General features: G+C 62.7%; 16 protein-coding genes. 8 read left to right on the plus strand and 8 right to left on the minus strand.

Annotated elements, in window-relative coordinates:
- The first annotated feature begins 64 nt into the window (after window positions 1-64).
- Window positions 65-502, plus strand: a complete 438-nt coding sequence (locus tag QQL76_RS18425) for a BLUF domain-containing protein (RefSeq protein ID WP_499208871.1) — start codon at window positions 65-67, stop codon at window positions 500-502.
- On the opposite strand, the gene QQL76_RS18430 is transcribed toward QQL76_RS18425, so the two are convergent.
- The 7 genes from QQL76_RS18430 to mutM form a co-directional block, all read right to left on the minus strand.
- Window positions 499-1,272 carry a molybdopterin-synthase adenylyltransferase MoeB gene (locus QQL76_RS18430; RefSeq protein WP_499208872.1) on the minus strand — a complete coding sequence of 258 codons (774 nt, stop codon included), beginning with the start codon at window positions 1,270-1,272 and terminating at the stop codon, window positions 499-501. The genes QQL76_RS18425 and QQL76_RS18430 overlap by 4 nt on opposite strands.
- Window positions 1,265-2,410 (minus strand): DNA replication/repair protein RecF, encoded by a 1,146-nt coding sequence (gene recF / locus QQL76_RS18435; RefSeq protein ID WP_499208873.1) that lies wholly within the window; start codon window positions 2,408-2,410, stop codon window positions 1,265-1,267. Before recF ends, QQL76_RS18430 begins: the two co-directional genes overlap by 8 nt.
- A 34-nt stretch (window positions 2,411-2,444) precedes the next feature.
- Window positions 2,445-3,563 carry a DNA polymerase III subunit beta gene (dnaN, locus tag QQL76_RS18440; protein ID WP_126006413.1) on the minus strand — a complete coding sequence of 373 codons (1,119 nt, stop codon included), beginning with the start codon at window positions 3,561-3,563 and terminating at the stop codon, window positions 2,445-2,447.
- Window positions 3,564-3,916: 353 nt separating this feature from the next.
- Complete coding sequence (dnaA, locus tag QQL76_RS18445) at window positions 3,917-5,359, minus strand: chromosomal replication initiator protein DnaA (RefSeq protein WP_126006410.1); 1,443 nt, start codon at window positions 5,357-5,359, stop codon at window positions 3,917-3,919.
- A gap of 977 nt (window positions 5,360-6,336) precedes the next feature.
- Window positions 6,337-6,603: a 30S ribosomal protein S20 gene (gene rpsT / locus QQL76_RS18450; RefSeq protein WP_499208874.1), complete on the minus strand. Its 267-nt coding sequence runs from the start codon at window positions 6,601-6,603 to the stop codon at window positions 6,337-6,339.
- A 233-nt stretch (window positions 6,604-6,836) separates the two neighbouring features.
- The gene (locus QQL76_RS18455; protein WP_499208875.1) at window positions 6,837-7,610 is read right to left on the minus strand and encodes an enoyl-CoA hydratase; all 774 of its coding nucleotides are present in this window, start codon (window positions 7,608-7,610) and stop codon (window positions 6,837-6,839) included.
- 39 nt (window positions 7,611-7,649) lie between these two features.
- The gene (gene mutM, locus QQL76_RS18460; protein WP_499208876.1) at window positions 7,650-8,555 is read right to left on the minus strand and encodes an Fpg/Nei family DNA glycosylase; all 906 of its coding nucleotides are present in this window, start codon (window positions 8,553-8,555) and stop codon (window positions 7,650-7,652) included.
- A 132-nt stretch (window positions 8,556-8,687) separates the two neighbouring features.
- Between mutM and ubiE the strand changes: the two genes are divergently transcribed.
- The 6 genes from ubiE to QQL76_RS18490 all read left to right on the plus strand — a co-directional run bounded on the left by ubiE (window position 8,688) and on the right by QQL76_RS18490 (window position 13,890).
- Window positions 8,688-9,464: a class I SAM-dependent methyltransferase gene (ubiE, locus tag QQL76_RS18465; protein ID WP_499208877.1), complete on the plus strand. Its 777-nt coding sequence runs from the start codon at window positions 8,688-8,690 to the stop codon at window positions 9,462-9,464.
- A gap of 5 nt (window positions 9,465-9,469) precedes the next feature.
- Window positions 9,470-11,044, plus strand: a complete 1,575-nt coding sequence (gene ubiB, locus QQL76_RS18470; RefSeq protein WP_499208878.1) for a 2-polyprenylphenol 6-hydroxylase — start codon at window positions 9,470-9,472, stop codon at window positions 11,042-11,044.
- 60 nt (window positions 11,045-11,104) lie between these two features.
- On the plus strand, window positions 11,105-11,350 hold the full coding sequence (locus tag QQL76_RS18475; RefSeq protein WP_499208879.1) for a FitA-like ribbon-helix-helix domain-containing protein: 246 nt from the start codon (window positions 11,105-11,107) through the stop codon (window positions 11,348-11,350).
- 115 nt (window positions 11,351-11,465) lie between these two features.
- Window positions 11,466-12,674 carry a bifunctional phosphopantothenoylcysteine decarboxylase/phosphopantothenate--cysteine ligase CoaBC gene (coaBC, locus tag QQL76_RS18480; RefSeq protein ID WP_499208880.1) on the plus strand — a complete coding sequence of 403 codons (1,209 nt, stop codon included), beginning with the start codon at window positions 11,466-11,468 and terminating at the stop codon, window positions 12,672-12,674.
- Between the two features lie 15 nt (window positions 12,675-12,689).
- Window positions 12,690-13,094, plus strand: a complete 405-nt coding sequence (locus QQL76_RS18485; RefSeq protein WP_499208881.1) for a GFA family protein — start codon at window positions 12,690-12,692, stop codon at window positions 13,092-13,094.
- 136 nt (window positions 13,095-13,230) lie between these two features.
- Complete coding sequence (locus QQL76_RS18490) at window positions 13,231-13,890, plus strand: peroxiredoxin (protein WP_126012485.1); 660 nt, start codon at window positions 13,231-13,233, stop codon at window positions 13,888-13,890.
- Between the two features lie 60 nt (window positions 13,891-13,950).
- Here QQL76_RS18490 and maiA read toward each other — a convergent pair whose 3' ends face one another.
- On the minus strand, window positions 13,951-14,598 hold the full coding sequence (gene maiA / locus QQL76_RS18495; protein WP_499208981.1) for a maleylacetoacetate isomerase: 648 nt from the start codon (window positions 14,596-14,598) through the stop codon (window positions 13,951-13,953).
- Between the two features lie 213 nt (window positions 14,599-14,811).
- Between maiA and panC the strand changes: the two genes are divergently transcribed.
- A complete protein-coding gene (panC, locus tag QQL76_RS18500; protein ID WP_499208882.1) occupies window positions 14,812-15,657 on the plus strand; it encodes a 4-phosphopantoate--beta-alanine ligase in 846 nt (281 codons plus the stop codon).
- Window positions 15,658-15,737: the final 80 nt, after the last annotated feature.

Raw genomic sequence — 15,737 nt, forward strand, 5'->3', positions numbered from 1 at the left:
GGGTCGAGTAACGCCTTTGTGATACTCCGGGTGCTTCCTGCCAAAGAGCATCCGGAGGCCCCGCGTGTCGATCTTCCAACTGCTGTACGTAAGCGGTGCCACCCGTCCGATCAGCCCAGCCGATCTCGACGACATCCTGTCGGCTTCGCGCCGCAACAACAAGGCGCGCGACGTCACCGGCGTGCTGCTCTATGCCGACGACACCTTCATTCAGGTTCTCGAAGGAAACCGGGCAACGATCGGCGAAGTGGCCCGAGTGATTCGCAGGGACCCCCGCCACCGCAACTTCATGGTCCTCGTCGAGCGGAATGCCGAACAGCGTGCGTTCTCGCAGTGGCAGATGGGGTTCAAGCGCCTCGACCCCGTGAAGGAAGTGGACGGCTCGGTCTTCAAGATGTCGCGTCAGGCGCTGCAAAGCCGCATGAAAGGCGACGAGGATGAACTGATGCTCGACGCCATCATGGCATTCGCCAACACCGACTTCGTCGACAAAGCCGGCTAAGCAGCTGGCGCTTTGCGATAGCGCATCACGTCGAAGCGCGCACCCAGCGCGTCGTAGAGCAAGAGCCGTCCAACCAGCGGCTCGCCGATCCCGGTGATCAGCTTGATCGCTTCCATGGCTTGCAGCGTGCCGATCACACCGGTGAGCGCACCGACGACGCCCGCTTCGGCGCAAGACGGCACAAGGCCGGGCGGCGGTGGCTCGGGAAAGAGATCGCGGAAACTCGGGTGCGGCCGGCCATCTGCGTCGACACCATCGGGCAGGATGACGGTGAGCGACCCATCGAACCGCCCAACTGCGCCCGTGACCAGGGGGATCTTCACCCCAAGCGCCGTATCGGCAGTGAGATAGCGGGTGTCGAAATTGTCCGACCCATCGATGACGAGATCATAGCCGGCTAAGAGAGACTGCGCGTTCTCACTATCAAGCCGTGTCTGGTGCTGGGCGATCTCGACGTTGTCGTTGAGGGCCTGAACCGATTGCGCAGCACTTTCCGTCTTGGGAATGCCGATGGACGCGGTGCGGTGGATGACCTGGCGCTGGAGGTTCGACAGCGAAACGATGTCGTCGTCGACGATGCCGATCGTGCCGACGCCTGCCGCCGCCAGATAGGCAATCACGGGAGCGCCCAGGCCGCCGGCGCCGATTACGAGGACCCGCGCAGCCTTCAGCTTCTGCTGGCCGGGCCCGCCCACTTCGGGAAGCACGATGTGGCGCGCATAGCGCTGGATCTCATCCGGCGAAAGGGAAGGCGGCGCGGGTTCAGCCATCGAAAACGGTCTCCGTCACTGTGCCGGCATTCACGCTAAGGAATTGCGCGCGCCCTTCCAAGGCGGAAAACAGCGCAGCATCCGTGCCTGTCATGAAGGCCTGGCCGCCGAGATCGTCGATGATGCTGAAGAGTGTGGCACGGCGCGATGGATCGAGATGCGCGGCGATCTCGTCGAGCAGCAGGATCGGTGCCGCTCCCGTCAGGTCGCCGACCAGCCGCGCGTGGGCCAGAACGAGGCCCACAAGGAGCGCCTTCTGCTCCCCGGTCGACGATTGTGCGGCGGGCATGGACTTTTCCGCATGCACCACTTCGAGATCCTGCCGGTGCGGACCTTCCAGCATCCGCCCGGCCGCTTCGTCGCGCCAGCGGGATTCTGCGAGCGACGCGGCGAAGCGTGTCTCCATGTCGCTCGCCGCAAGGGCTTGCTGATCATCCATGAAGCCCGTGAGCTTGATCGCGGCTTTCGGAAAGCGGCTCGCGGCTTCACCCGGCGCCCGTTCCAGGAGAATCGTGAGCAGCCGCACGAAATCCTGCCGGGCAACGGCGATCGCGACGGCAAGCTCGGCCAGCTGTGCCTCGATACCTTCAAGCCAGGCGCGATCGAACCGGCCCTCCGAAAGCAGCCTGTTGCGTCCGCGCATGGCTTTTTCATAATCCGCCACGCGGCGGCCGTGACCGGGGTCGACCGCAAGCACCATGCGGTCGAGAAACCGCCTGCGGTCGCCAGCAGGTCCGGTAAAAAGCCCGTCCATCGCCGGCGTCAGCCACGTGATCCGAACATGGTCGAGAAGCGCCTCGTTGGTGCGCGCGGCTGCACCATTGATGCGCACGCGGCGCTGGCCGCCTTCCGCCTCATCACCAGCGGTCGTACCGATTGTGGCGGGACCCGCCATGCCCTCGACTTCCGCAAACAGCGTGAAACCGCCGGTCGACCCTTCGCGCGCGGCTTCCGAATAGGTAATTCGCCGCATGCCGCGGCCAGGCGAAAGCAGAGAGATCGCTTCGAGCAGGTTCGTCTTGCCGGCACCATTATTGCCGGTGAAGACGACATGTTTTCCCGCAAAGCGCAGCGTCAGCTCGCTATAATTGCGGAAATCGGTGAGGCTGAGACGCCCGATGGCCACTTTATCCGGCATCAGCCTTGCCGCCTCGAGGCGTTAGAAGCCGGGGTCAAACCCGCATCGGCATCAAAACGTAAAGCGCGTCGTCGTCGCTGGTTTCGCGCACAAGCGTCGGCGAGCCCGGATCTGCCAGCATGAACACGGCTTCGGTCCCGGTGAGCTGGCCCGTGATGTCGAGCAGATACTTCGCGTTGAAGCCGATCTCGATCGGCTCGTTGTCGTAGCCGACGGCAAGCTCTTCCGTCGCGCTGCCGGAATCCGGGTTGTTCACCGTCAGCACCAGCTGACCGTCGCGGATGGCGAGCTTGACGGCGCGCCCGCGCTCCGACGAAATCGTCGATACGCGGTCGACGGCCTGGGCGAAGGACTGGCAGTCGATCGTCAGTTCCTTGTCGTTCCCGGTCGGGATAACGCGCTGATAGTCGGGGAAGGTGCCATCGATCAGCTTAGAGGTTAAAACGATCGAGCCGATCGTGAAGCGAATCTTCGCGTCCGACAGTTCCACCGTCACGACGACTTCAGGATCGTCGACCAGCTTCTGCAACTCGCCGACAGTCTTGCGCGGGATGATGATGCCCGGCATGCCCTCGGCGCCCGACGGCGCGATGATGTCGGCACGCGCCAGGCGGTGTCCGTCGGTCGCAACGGCGCGCAGCTTCAGCTTGTCGCCATCCTCGACCGTGTGCATGTAGATGCCGTTGAGATAGTAGCGGGTCTCTTCCGTCGAGATCGCGAACTGGGTGCGCGCAATCAGCATGCGCAGCGTCTCGGCGGGCAGACGGAAGGTGTGGCTGAAGGCGCCGGCCGTCAGATCCGGAAAATCCGTCTCGGGCAGGCACTGCAGCGTGAAGCGCGAGCGGCTCGAGGAAACGCTCATCTGTCCCTTCTCGCCCGTCATCGACAGCGATACCTCGGCGCCGTCCGGCAGCTTGCGGACGATGTCGTAGAGAAGATGGGCGGGAACGGTCGTCGATCCGGCCTGCTCGACCATGGCGGGAGCGGCTTCGGTGATTTCGAGATCCAGATCCGTGGCGCGCATGGAGAGGCTCGCGCCCTCGGCGCGCAGGAGCACGTTCGACAGGATCGGGATCGTGTTGCGCCGCTCCACCACGCGGTGAACGTGGTTCAGCGACTTCAAGAGGTTCGACCGTTCGAGCGTGACACGCATGGGACCGTTTCTCGTCTTCTCAAGCCTTCTTGGGGCGTTCTGGCGGGCCAGCCTCTCCGACGGCGACTGGCCGGACCTACTGCGATCGCTTGTTCGGAGGCTCGCTTAAATGTGGACCGGCAATTTGGCAATTTGGCCGGCTGAGCGCAAGACCAAAGGGGCTCAAGCATGCCTCTGGACGGCGTGGATCATGGGGAAAAGACAGGTAAAAACCAGGCGACCGGCAGCGGCACCGGTCTTCAAGGAAAACCGAAATGCCGCTGTCGGCCGTCCGCCGCCCTCTCCGGGCTCCGGTCACGCTGCCGCGGATCCGCGCACCCCATGGACGGGGGGAGGAGGCGGCAGCGCGATGGCTATTCGTTGATCAGACGCTTCAGCAGTTCGACCTCGTGGGAAAGCTTGGTGTCTTTCCCGATCAGGTCTTCGATCTTGCGCACGGCATGCAGAACGGTCGTGTGGTCGCGTCCGCCAAAGCGGCGGCCGATCTCCGGGAAGGAGCGCGGCGTCAGCGTCTTGGCGAGATACATCGCGATCTGACGTGGTTTGACGATCACGCGCGTCCGGCGATTGGAAACCAGTTCCTGTCGCGAGACATTGTAGTGGCGCGCCACGACACGCTGAATATCTTCGATGCGGACGCGCTTCGGCTCGCCGGCATTGACGAGATGGCCGAGAAACTCGTCCACCCGCTCGATCGTGAGATTGGGCTCGAAGGAGCGACGGAAGAGAAGCTGGTTGAAGGCACCTTCCAGTTCACGGCCGCTCGCGGTGATGTGGCGCGCCACATGATCGAGGATTGGCAGCGGGATATCGACGGATGGGTCTTCTGCCTGCGCGGCGGCAAGCCGCTGCTGCAGGATTTCCAGGCGCATCTCGTAATCTGGTCCTTCCATCTCGATCGCAACACCGCCCTGGAGACGCGAGCGCACGCGGGCGTCGAGCGATTCCAGCTCCCACGGTGCCCGATCGGCGGCAACGACCACCTGCTTGGCGCTGTCGAGCAGCATGTTCAGGAGATGGCAGAACTCGTTCTGGATCGACTTGCCCTGCAGGAATTGCATGTCGTCGATGATCAGGAGGTCGATGTTGCGCAGCGCATCCTTAAAAGACAGCGCATCATTGTCGCGAATGGCGCTGGCGAACCGCCACATGAAATACTCCGCCGTCAGATAGACGACGCGCGGGTTGCGCGGGCTGGCGAGCGCTGCCGAGGCGATCGCCTGCAGGAGATGGGTCTTCCCGAGCCCGACACTGGAGTGAACGAAGAGAGGGTTGAAGCGCACCGCGCCCGCACCGGCCTCGGCAATGGTCTTCGCGGCGGCAAGCGCCACGCGGTTCGACGATCCCTCGATGAAGGACTCGAACGTATAGCGGGCGTCAAGCGGCGAGCCGACGACAGGATTGGAGCCCGGGGCAGGGCGGCGGGCCGAAGCGGGTGCTGGGCCAGCAGACGGAATGCGGATGTGGACGGGATTGATCGCGTTGCCGATCTGCGCCGCGCCTGCGGCCTCACCGGTGTTCTGTCCGATCATCGGACGTGAAGACCGGGTGGCGGAACGAACGACGATCTCGACGCGGAGGATCTCGGCGTTCTCTTCCTGATACAGCTTGCAGATCAGGTCGAGATAGCGGTTCTGAATCCACGACTTGAGAAAGGTTGTCGGAACGGAAAGCCGCACGACGCTCTTCGATGTGGAGTCGACCTTCAGGCGGCCAAACCAGCTCGTGAAGATTTCCTGGCCGAGCTGCGCCTTGAGGCGAGCGCGAACCCGTTCGAACTGCGCATCATGGACCATCTCATCGCCTCCATTCCGCTGGTGCGGGTTGAGGTCGGACGAACTGGTGTCCTCCACATCCTTACGCGCATTCCAATCGCCGCCTTGTGCGACGGACGCTGGTGTCGATTGCATATTTTGCCGCCTTTTAAACTGCTGTTCGCCTGTCCCACCCATCCCGGACATCATGCCCATCGGATGGCGCCTTTTCAGATGCCGTTTCGCTCGTTTGCCATGTCGAAACTCGCATCAGTCGGTGAGGCCTCGCGTCCACACCGACTACCGGCTCCGGTCCCTCCGCCTCGCAACGAAGGAGAGCCGGTTTTGCCCGTCGCCCCGCTATCTGCTCATTCTCAGCGTTTCCCCTCGCAGTGTTCCACATGCGCCCCGATGCAGTGGTCTTCTAAAAGACAACAAGAAACGTATCACGCGAAGGATGATCCGCGTGCCGATCCTCGTCATCAAGACAATGAATGCGCGATAACGCCGCGCGCTAACGATGTGCGGAAACAGCTCAGCTCGACGTTGGCCGTCGGCAGTGACGATCCGCATGCGGTCCGTCACCTGTTTACTGGCTGCCCCCTGTGGAAGGTATTAAGGCAGCCTCGTTCAGAGATATCAACTGGAGAATTTACGCCGTTTTAACGGTGGAAGGCTTGACAGCCCGGCTGCGCAGGGGCCGCAACAAGTGCGTTTTCGGTAAAGCGTTGAAGGAAGGCGCTTTTCGAAAAATCCACTCTAAAAAGTCACGGGCGCGGAGAAAAAAATAAAATAGCGCTTGACCGCTTTTGGCCAAATTGCGGCCGGGAGAACAAGTTGCGTACAAAGAGACACCTCCTGTAAGATACTGTTCTCAAACAATAAAATCTGTCGGCCCGTAAGGTCTATGTCAGGGATGTGACGGGCAATCCAGCGACTGTGGCAATTCGAAAAGGCATGAATCAGAAAAGCCCGGCCGCGGCCAGGCTTAACCAGATGGTGTTCGGAAATGGGACGTCTTAGGCGCTGATCGCCTTGACCCGAGCCGCCAGGCGCGAGACCTTCCGCGATGCCGTGTTCTTGTGCATCACGCCCTTGGTCGCAGCGCGCATCAGCTCGGGCTGTGCTGCCTTGAAAGCGGCTGCAGCTGCCTGCAGGTCGCCCGAAGCAATCGCCTCTTCGACCTTGCGGACGAACGTACGGACGCGCGAGCGGCGCGACTTGTTGATCAGGGTGCGGCGCGCCATCTTGCGGGTCGCTTTTTTCGCCGAAGTGGTATTGGCCATCGATGCCTCTCTTACAAACTTGTTCCGTGCCGCCACTGCCCGCGGAAAAACCTCGTCGGAGGCTTCGTCATCATCGAGAGTGGGAGCAAATGAGCAGGCGGACACACGAATGGTCTGCCAAATCCGTGCGGCGCGTATAGCTGGAATGATCGGACGCGTCAACGCGCAAAACGCAGGACAGGCCATCGCAAACGTCTGTCCGGGGCGCAGATCGTCGCGCGCCCGATCGCCAGCTAGCGGTTCTTGAAGACGGGCTTCCGCTTTTCGGCAAAGGCCGCCATGCCTTCCTTCTGGTCTTCCGTCGCAAACAGCGAGTGAAACACCCGGCGCTCGAAGCGCAGGCCCTCACTGAGGGTGCTTTCGAAGGCGCGATCGACGGTTTCCTTCGCCATCATCACGGCCGGCAGCGGCAAGGATGCGATCTTCTGTGCAGCCTTAATCGCCACGTCGAGAAGTTCGGCAGCCGGCACGACGCGTGCGACAAGCCCCGAGCGTTCGGCCTCATTGGCGTCCATCATGCGGCCGGTGAGGCAGAGATCCATTGCCTTGGCCTTGCCGACCGCCCGCGTCAGGCGCTGCGTCCCGCCCATGCCCGGGATGACGCCGAGCGTGATTTCCGGCTGACCGAACTTCGCGGTGTCGGCAGCGATGATGAAATCGCAAAGCATCGCCAGCTCGCAGCCTCCGCCCAGCGCGTAGCCCGAAACGGCAGCGATCTTGGGCTTGCGGGTGCGGGCGATGGCATCCCAGCCGCCGATGAAGTCGCCGAGGTAATTGTCGACGAAGGTGAGCGACTGCATTTCCTTGATGTCGGCACCGGCGGCGAAGGCCTTTTCCGAACCGGTGATGACGATCGCGCCGATGCCGGCTTCGCGATCGAAGCCTTCCGTAGCGTCGATCATCTCGGTCATCACGGTGGAGTTCAGCGCATTGAGGGCGTCCGGCCGGTTCAAAGTCACGATCGCCACACGGTCGCGCGTCTCCACCTTGATCGTTTCGTAGGCCATGAAACCTCCCTTGCGCCTGAGGGCCCCGCCGGCCCGGTATCACCGCTGGCAGCTGGGGCAGAAGAATGTCGATCGCCCGCTCTGGACGATGCGGCGGACCGTACCGCCACAAGCCTCGCGACGGCAAGGCTCGCTCTCGCGATCGTAGACGGAAAAGCTGTGCTGGAAATAGCCGAGCGCCCCGTCCGCCTGCATGTAGTCGCGCAATGACGAGCCGCCGGCAGCGATGGCGTCGGCGATCACGTCCCTTATGGCGACACTCAGGGCATCGAGCCGCTTGCCCGGCTTGCCGCTGGACGTGACAAGCGAGCCGGCGGCGCGGCGCGGTGATAGGCGGGAGCGCCATAGCGCCTCGCACACATAGATATTGCCAAGCCCGGCGATCACCCGCTGGTCGAGAAGCGCGGCCTTGAGCGGAGCGGTCTTTCCCGCAAAGCGCGATGCGAGATAATCGGCGTCGAGATCATTGCCAGTCGGCTCGCGCCCGAGGCCCAGAAAATGCGGGTGAACCGGAAGATCGGCCTTGCGCTCGATCAGTGTCATGAAGCCGAAGCGCCGCGGGTCATTATAGATGACGGAAAGCGGTGCCCCTTCGTCCGCAAGATGAAAGATGATGTGATCGTGCTGGGTGAGGCGCGAGCGGGCACGGTGAAAATTTCCGGGTGTGTCGGTCTCCGGATCAGGGGCGCCGGGTGCCTCCATCCGGAACGATCCCGACATGCCGAGATGTGCGACGACGACAGCATCGTCATCGAGTTCGATCAGCAGATATTTCGCACGCCGGCCAAGCGAGACGATGCAGCGGCCTTCAAGACGTGCGGCGAAGTTCTCGGGAAAAGGGAACCGAAGGTCGGGCCGCCGCTGCTCGACACGGGCGATCGTGCGACCTTCCATGGCGGGCGCCAGGCCGCGCCGCACCGTTTCCACCTCAGGCAATTCGGGCATTGATCAGTCCGCGCTTTCCCGATGAGCTTCGCGGCGAAGCTGCGCCGAAGCTTTTGATTTCAGAATGATTGCCCATATAAGACCTCGCGACGAGTGCGGCAAAGCCGATGGCAACAAGGATTGAGACACTGCATGTCCGATGAGCGCGCGACTGCCCAAGGCGGCATGGATACCTCCTTCGGTTTCAAATCCGTGGGAAGTGGCGAGAAACAGGGCATGGTCGATGCCGTTTTCCATCAGGTGGCCCGACGCTACGACATTATGAACGATGTGATGTCGGCCGGCCTGCACCGTGTCTGGAAGGACGCGATGGTGACGGCGCTCAATCCGCCCCGGCACCCAGGCTTCAAGGTGCTCGATGTGGCAGGTGGTACGGGCGATATCGCCTTTCGCATCGTCGATGCCTCGCACCGCCAGGCGCATGCGACCGTGCTCGATATCAACGGATCGATGCTGGGAGTCGGTCAAGAGCGTGCCGAGAAGCGAAACCTGTCCGAGAACGTCGATTTCGTCGAGGCCAATGCGGAAGAATTGCCGTTCGGCGATGCTGAATTTGATGCCTATACGATCGCTTTCGGCATTCGCAACGTTCCCGACATCGCCAAGGCGCTCAAGGAGGCGCACCGCGTCCTGAAGCGTGGCGGCAGGCTGCTCGTGCTGGAATTTTCCGAGGTCCAGATGCCGATCCTCGACAAGGTCTATGACGCCTGGTCCTTCAATGGCATCCCCGCGCTCGGCAAGGCGATTGCAGGCGATGGCGAGCCGTACAGATATCTCGTCGAATCCATCCGAAAATTCCCGCGCCAGGGTGAATTTGCGCGCATGATCGAGCAGGCGGGCTTCGACAGGGTCAAGTGGACCGATTATTCGGGCGGCATCGCGGCTCTGCATTCCGGCTGGAAGCTTTGAGCCGCATGGGCAATTTCATGTCCTATCTGCAACTGGTCCGGGTCGGCTGGGTGTTCGTGCGCGAAGGCGTGATCGCGGCCCTGCCAGCGGACGATCTGCCGCCGCTAATGCGCACGCTGCACGGCTTTTCCCGCTACCTGGCTCGGTCCAAGGCCAAGGAAGCGAGCCGCAGCGACCGGCTGGCGCGGGCAGTCGCGCGGCTCGGCCCATCCTACGTCAAGCTCGGCCAGTTCCTGGCGACCCGACCCGATGTCGTGGGCGCCGATATTGCCGCCGATCTGGCGCTTCTGCAGGATCGGATGGAGACCTTTCCGCTCGAACAGGCGATGGAGAGCGTTTCCCTGTCGATCGGGCGCCCGATCAGCGATGCTTATATGCGGATTGAACCGCCGATCGCAGCTGCCTCGATTGCGCAAGTCCATCCGGCCTACGTCATCAAGGACGGGGTCGAGCACAAGGTTGCCGTCAAGGTTGCCCGCCCAGGCGTTCGCGGTCGCTTCCGGCGCGATCTTGCGACCTTCTACTTCGTATCCGAATTGCTGGAACGCCACGTGCCCCTCACGCGGCGGCTGCGGCCGATCGAAGTCACCCGCATCCTGGAGCAGACGACCCGCATCGAGATGGATCTGCGGCTGGAGGCGGCAGCGCTTTCAGAACTCGGCGAGAATACGGCCAGCGATCCCGGTTTTCGTGTTCCGAAGGTGGATTGGGAACGCACCGGCCGCGACGTCATCACGATGGAGTGGATCGACGGCATCAAGATGTCCCAGGTGGACGCCTTGCGCGAGGCCGGCCACGATCTCGATCACCTGGCCGACGTTCTGATCCAGTCGTTCCTGCGGCACACGCTGAGGGACGGTTTCTTCCACGCCGACATGCACCAGGGCAATCTGTTCGTGCAGGCCGATGGCACGATCGTCGCGGTCGATCTTGGCATCGTCGGCAGGTTGGGAAAGAAGGAACGACGGTTCCTGGCCGAAATTCTCTTTGGCTTCATCACGCGCGACTATATGCGCGTCGCCGAGGTGCATTTCGAAGCGGGTTATGTGGGCCGCAACCATGACGTGGCGAGCTTTGCCCAGGCCATTCGGGCGATCGGCGAGCCGATCCATGGCCAGTCGGCCGAAACGATTTCCATGGCGCGGCTGCTGACGCTTCTGTTCGAGGTCACCGAGCTTTTCGACATGCAGACGCGGCCTGAACTCGTCATGCTGCAAAAGACCATGGTCGTGGTGGAGGGCGTGTCGCGCACGCTGAACCCCCGCTTCAACATGTGGCGCGCTGCCGAACCGGTCGTCGGCGAATGGATCCGCGGCAATCTGGGCCCGGCCCGCCTCGTCAGCGACGCGCGTGACGGACTGCGCGCCGCCTTCAAGCTGGCCGAGCAGGCGCCCGAGATCGCAGCGCGCACCGAGCGGCTGACGCGGGAAATCGATGCCATGGCCGAAAACGGACTGCGGTTCGATGCCGAAACGGCGGAAGCAATCGGTCGGTCGGAGGCCCGTCACAGCCGAAGCGGACGCGTCGCACTCTGGATCATCGCGGCGACACTGGTCTGGATCGCGTTCCAGATCGGCTGATCGTGCTAGCATTGCTTGCATCAAGCGACGCGCGGTAATCTCGATTGCAGAGGCTAGAGTATGCCGACAATCACCGTACGCAAGCTGGATGAGGAGACGAAGCAGGCGCTGCGCGAACGCGCGGCTGCCCACGGCGTGTCCATGGAAGAAGAAGCGTGGCGGATCTTGATTGAATCCGTTCGCGGAGAGCGCCGGCGAAAGAAGCCGAGGGTCGAGGACCTTCTCGCACTTGGCGTCCGTCCGCGAGCGGACTTCGACCAAAAGGCGGAGTCTGATGCGCTCTGGGCGTACATTGAAGAGCAATGAGCCTCATCATCGACGGTTCTGCGCTCGAAACCTGCCGCTTCTGTTCAAGGGCGATGATTTCGGGCATACCGACCTTCGGTCCGCGCTTTCGGCGGATTGAAGCGGACGGGTAGCTATGGCGTTGAACGGCAAGCGCATTCTTCTCATCATCGGTGGCGGTATTGCGGCTTATAAAAGCCTCGACCTGATCCGCCGGCTGCGCGAGCGCGGCGCTGCCGTTCGACCAATCATGACAGCGGGCGCCTGCGAGTTCATCACGCCGCTGGCCGTCGGTGCGCTGGCGGCGGACAAGGTCTTCACCGAACTCTTCTCGCGCGAAGACGAGCAGGATGTGGGCCACATTCGGCTCGCGCGCGAGTGCGATCTGATCGTCGTTGCGCCTGCGACGGCGGACCTGATGGCGAAGATGGCGGCCGGATTGGCGAACGACCTCGCCTCGACCGTCCTGCTCGCGACGCATCGCAAGGTGCTGCTCGCTCCCGCCATGAACCCCGCCATGTGGAGCCACAAGGCAACAGTGCGCAATGTCGAGCAGTTGAAAAGCGACGGCATCCACTTCGTCGGTCCGGAGACCGGCGAGATGGCGGAAGGCGGCGAGGCGGGCCGCGGGCGCATGAGCGAGCCGCTGGCCATCGTGGCTGCCGCCGAAGCGTTGCTGGACGAAGCGCCGAAGCCGCTTGCCGGCCGGCATGCGATCGTTACATCCGGACCGACCCACGAACCGATCGATCCCGTGCGGTATATCGCCAACCGATCAAGCGGCCGGCAGGGCCACGCGATCGCAGCCGCGCTTGCCCATCTCGGCTGCTCCGTGACGCTTGTTTCGGGTCCAGTGACGCTTCCCGACCCGGCGGGTGTCGAGACGAAGCATGTCGAAACGGCGCGTGAGATGATGGCGGCCGTCGAGGCAGCCTTGCCTGCCGATATCGCGGTGATGGTCGCGGCCGTGGCCGACTGGCGCACGATTTCCGACAAAGGTCACAAGATCAAGAAACAGGCGAATGCCGCCCCGCCGGCGCTGCAGCTTGTCGAAAACCCGGACATTCTGAAGACCATCGGCCACCACGCGCAGCGTCCTAAGCTGGTGGTGGGCTTCGCAGCGGAGACGGACGATGTCGAACAGAACGGCCGCGCCAAGCTCGCGCGCAAAGGTGCCGACCTCATCGTCGCGAACAATGTGGGGCATGGAACCGGCGTCATGGGCGGCGCGCGAAATCAGGTCCACATCCTGACGCCCGAGGGAACGGACACCTGGCCCGATCTGGACAAGGACGAGGTGGCCGCACGGCTGGCCAAGCTGATCGCAGAAAAGCTCGCCACCTGATCGAGGAGACGCGCGATGAAAGTCGACGGCGCCTGTCATTGCGGAGCAATCGCTTTCACGGCTGAGATCGACCCCGATCGTGTCACCATTTGTCACTGCACCGACTGCCAGCGGCTGACGGGCACAGCCTACCGCATCTCGGTATCGACGCGGCGGGCTGACTTCTCTCTGCTGCGTGGTCAGCCTCAGCGCTATGTGAAGGTTGCCGAAAGCGGCAACCGACGCGAGCAGGCGTTCTGTTCGACATGCGGTACGCCGCTATGGTCGGCAGATGCGGACAATGAGGAGAGCCCGCTGGGACTAAGGGTAGGCACGTTTGCCCAACGTGCCATGCTTGCGCCAGCCAGGCAGATCTGGTGCGGATCCGCATTGCCGTGGTCGCAGGATCTGCGCGCGCTGCCAAAATCACCGGCGGAATGATTTTTCAAGATTGGTGCCGATGCCGGAACGCCTGATCAGGTGCGCCGCCAAGTTTGGAGCGCCTTCCGGTCGCAAGGAGCGGTCGGCATCATTATCTTAGGGCAATAGATTAAACCCAATCGAAAGGGAGACGGCTATGGGTCTTCGCATCAACGACACGGCGCCCGACTTCACCGCTGAAACCACGCAAGGGACGATCAATTTCCACGAGTGGATCGGAGACGGTTGGGCAGTTCTCTTTTCGCATCCGAAGAACTTCACGCCGGTCTGCACCACGGAACTTGGCTACATGGCGGGGCTTGCGGATGAGTTCGCCAAGCGCAACGCCAAGATCATCGGCATTTCGGTCGATCCCGTCGAGAACCACGGAAAGTGGAAGGAAGACATCAAGATCGCGACCGGCCATTCGGTCGAGTACCCGCTCATCGGCGACAAGGATCTGAAAGTCGCGAAGCTTTACGACATGCTGCCGGCCGAAGCAGGCGACAGTTCCGAAGGCCGCACACCGGCCGACAATGCCACCGTTCGCTCGGTGTTCGTCGTCGGCCCGGACAAGAAGGTGAAGCTGATCCTCACCTATCCGATGACGACTGGTCGCAACTTCGATGAGATCCTGCGGGCGATCGATTCCATCCAACTGACGGCCAAGCACCAGGTGGCAACGCCGGCGCAGTGGAAGCAGGGTGAGGATGTCATCATCACCGCCGGTGTTTCCGACGAAGATGCCGAAAAGCGCTTCGGCTCGTTCGAGCGCGTGCTGCCCTATCTGCGCAAGACGAAGCAGCCTGCGGCCTGATCTGTCACCGCTCTCATCAGACGAAAATGCCGTGGCTCGCGCCGCGGCATTTTTTATGGATCAAGCCTCGGTGTCGGGCTGACGCGAGGGATGCGCATCGGCGAATGCCTCGAGCGCGTTGCAGGCCCGTTCGATCGCCCTGAGGCGTGGCATGGCAGTGAGATCGACGCCGAAGCGGGCGGCCGAAAACATTTGCGGAACGAGGCAGATGTCGGCAAGCCCGGGTGCCTCGCCGAAACAGAAGGTCGTTTCGACACCGCGGCGCTCGAGCAAAGACTCGCAAGCCGAAAGTCCGCGCCCGATCCATTCCCGGCACCAGTCGTCCGCCTGCGCCTGGCTGAGCCCGAGCGGACCCTTCAGGTAATCGAGCACGCGCAAATTCTGCAGCGGGTGGGTGTCGCATGCGATCACCTGCGCGAATGCGCGCACCTCCGCGCGCTCCAGTGGATCACTCGGCAAAAGTGCCGGCCCGCCTTGTGTTTCCTCCAGCCATTCGATGATGGCGAGCGATTGCGTGAGCACCGCGCCATCGATCTCAAGAGCCGGCACGAGGCCTTGCGGGTTGAGCGCCGTAAAGGCCGGCATCTTCTGCTCGCCCCCATTCTTGCGAAGATGCACGTACCGGGCTTCGGGGCTAACGCCCTTCAAATTGAAGGCGATGCGGCAGCGATAGGCCGCCGACGATCGGAAATAGCCATAAAAGACCATGGACATGACGTGCTCCTCCTTCACGTGATCGACGCCGCTTCCCGCCCGGGTCCGGCCCCTCAGTTGCCGCACCGTAACCGGCCGCCGGCGTTATGGGTAGCATGCAAATCAATTCGGATGAGAGGCCATGGCGAGCTTCCGTCCGATTGGAAGTGACAGTCGATATCCGCGTAAATCTGTGGCATCTGCCGATCGCGAAAAGGGGAGCGAGCCATGAAGATCATCAGGACGGTGGTGGAACTGCGCGAAGAGGTCAGGTCGTGGCGCCGGGAGGGCTGCACCGTCGGCGTGGTGCCGACCATGGGCGCGCTCCACGAAGGCCATCTCAGCCTGGTGCGTCGAGCGCTCGCGGAAACGGACAGGGTGATCGTGACGCTTTTCGTCAATCCCAAGCAGTTTAACGATGCGTCCGACCTTGCCGCCTATCCACGCACGGAAGAGAGCGACGCTGAAAAGCTTAAGCCCCTTGGCGCGCACGTGCTCTATGCGCCGAGTGCTGCGGAAATGTACCCATCGGGCTTCCAGACCAAGGTGTCCGTCTCCGGTGTCTCAGAAGGCCTTTGTGGCGCGGGACGAGCGGGTCATTTCGATGGGGTCGCGACGGTGGTCTCCAAGCTTTTCCTTCAGGCCGGTGCCGACAAGGCGTTCTTCGGCGAGAAAGACTTTCAACAACTGCACGTGGTTCGTCGTATGGCGCGGGACCTCGACATTCCGATCGAGGTCATCGGCTGCCCAACCGTGCGCGACGCCGATGGATTGGCTCTGTCGTCGCGAAACGAGCGGCTGTCCCCAGCAGCGCGCGCGAATGCCACCGCCATCCCGGCCGCCTTGTACGAAGCGGCGAGGCAACTGGCCGCAGGGGCTGGGATCGCCGAGACGCTGAGTGCGGCAACCGAGCGGCTGAAATCCATCCCGGAGGCACGGTTCGAGTATCTCGAACTGCGCCATGAGGACGATCTGTCGCCGGTAAACGCGATCGCTCGGCCGGCGCGCCTGCTGGCGGCGGTGTGGTTGGGAGACGTGCGGCTGATCGACAACGTGCCGGTCGCTGCACCCTAAGGGGATGTCTGGTCGATGGAGCGGCGACGGCATCCTTCGAGCCCTCCGAAACAGAAACTTTAGGCTTGAAGTTTCATGCT

The organism is Rhizobium albus (genome assembly GCA_030160035.1).
GTDB classification, from domain to species: Bacteria; Pseudomonadota; Alphaproteobacteria; order Rhizobiales; family Rhizobiaceae; genus Georhizobium; species Georhizobium albus.

Coding starts and splice junctions, on each gene's coding strand:
- QQL76_RS18430 (WP_499208872.1), bottom strand. CDS start 1,272: ATGGCTGAACCCGCGCCGCCTTCCCTTTCGCCGGATGAGATCCAGCGC.
- recF (WP_499208873.1), bottom strand. CDS start 2,410: ATGCCGGATAAAGTGGCCATCGGGCGTCTCAGCCTCACCGATTTCCGC.
- dnaN (WP_126006413.1), bottom strand. CDS start 3,563: ATGCGTGTCACGCTCGAACGGTCGAACCTCTTGAAGTCGCTGAACCAC.
- dnaA (WP_126006410.1), bottom strand. CDS start 5,359: ATGGTCCATGATGCGCAGTTCGAACGGGTTCGCGCTCGCCTCAAGGCG.
- rpsT (WP_499208874.1), bottom strand. CDS start 6,603: ATGGCCAATACCACTTCGGCGAAAAAAGCGACCCGCAAGATGGCGCGC.
- QQL76_RS18455 (WP_499208875.1), bottom strand. CDS start 7,610: ATGGCCTACGAAACGATCAAGGTGGAGACGCGCGACCGTGTGGCGATC.
- mutM (WP_499208876.1), bottom strand. CDS start 8,555: ATGCCCGAATTGCCTGAGGTGGAAACGGTGCGGCGCGGCCTGGCGCCC.
- ubiE (WP_499208877.1), top strand. CDS start 8,688: ATGTCCGATGAGCGCGCGACTGCCCAAGGCGGCATGGATACCTCCTTC.
- ubiB (WP_499208878.1), top strand. CDS start 9,470: ATGGGCAATTTCATGTCCTATCTGCAACTGGTCCGGGTCGGCTGGGTG.
- QQL76_RS18475 (WP_499208879.1), top strand. CDS start 11,105: ATGCCGACAATCACCGTACGCAAGCTGGATGAGGAGACGAAGCAGGCG.
- coaBC (WP_499208880.1), top strand. CDS start 11,466: ATGGCGTTGAACGGCAAGCGCATTCTTCTCATCATCGGTGGCGGTATT.
- QQL76_RS18485 (WP_499208881.1), top strand. CDS start 12,690: ATGAAAGTCGACGGCGCCTGTCATTGCGGAGCAATCGCTTTCACGGCT.
- QQL76_RS18490 (WP_126012485.1), top strand. CDS start 13,231: ATGGGTCTTCGCATCAACGACACGGCGCCCGACTTCACCGCTGAAACC.
- maiA (WP_499208981.1), bottom strand. CDS start 14,598: ATGGTCTTTTATGGCTATTTCCGATCGTCGGCGGCCTATCGCTGCCGC.
- panC (WP_499208882.1), top strand. CDS start 14,812: ATGAAGATCATCAGGACGGTGGTGGAACTGCGCGAAGAGGTCAGGTCG.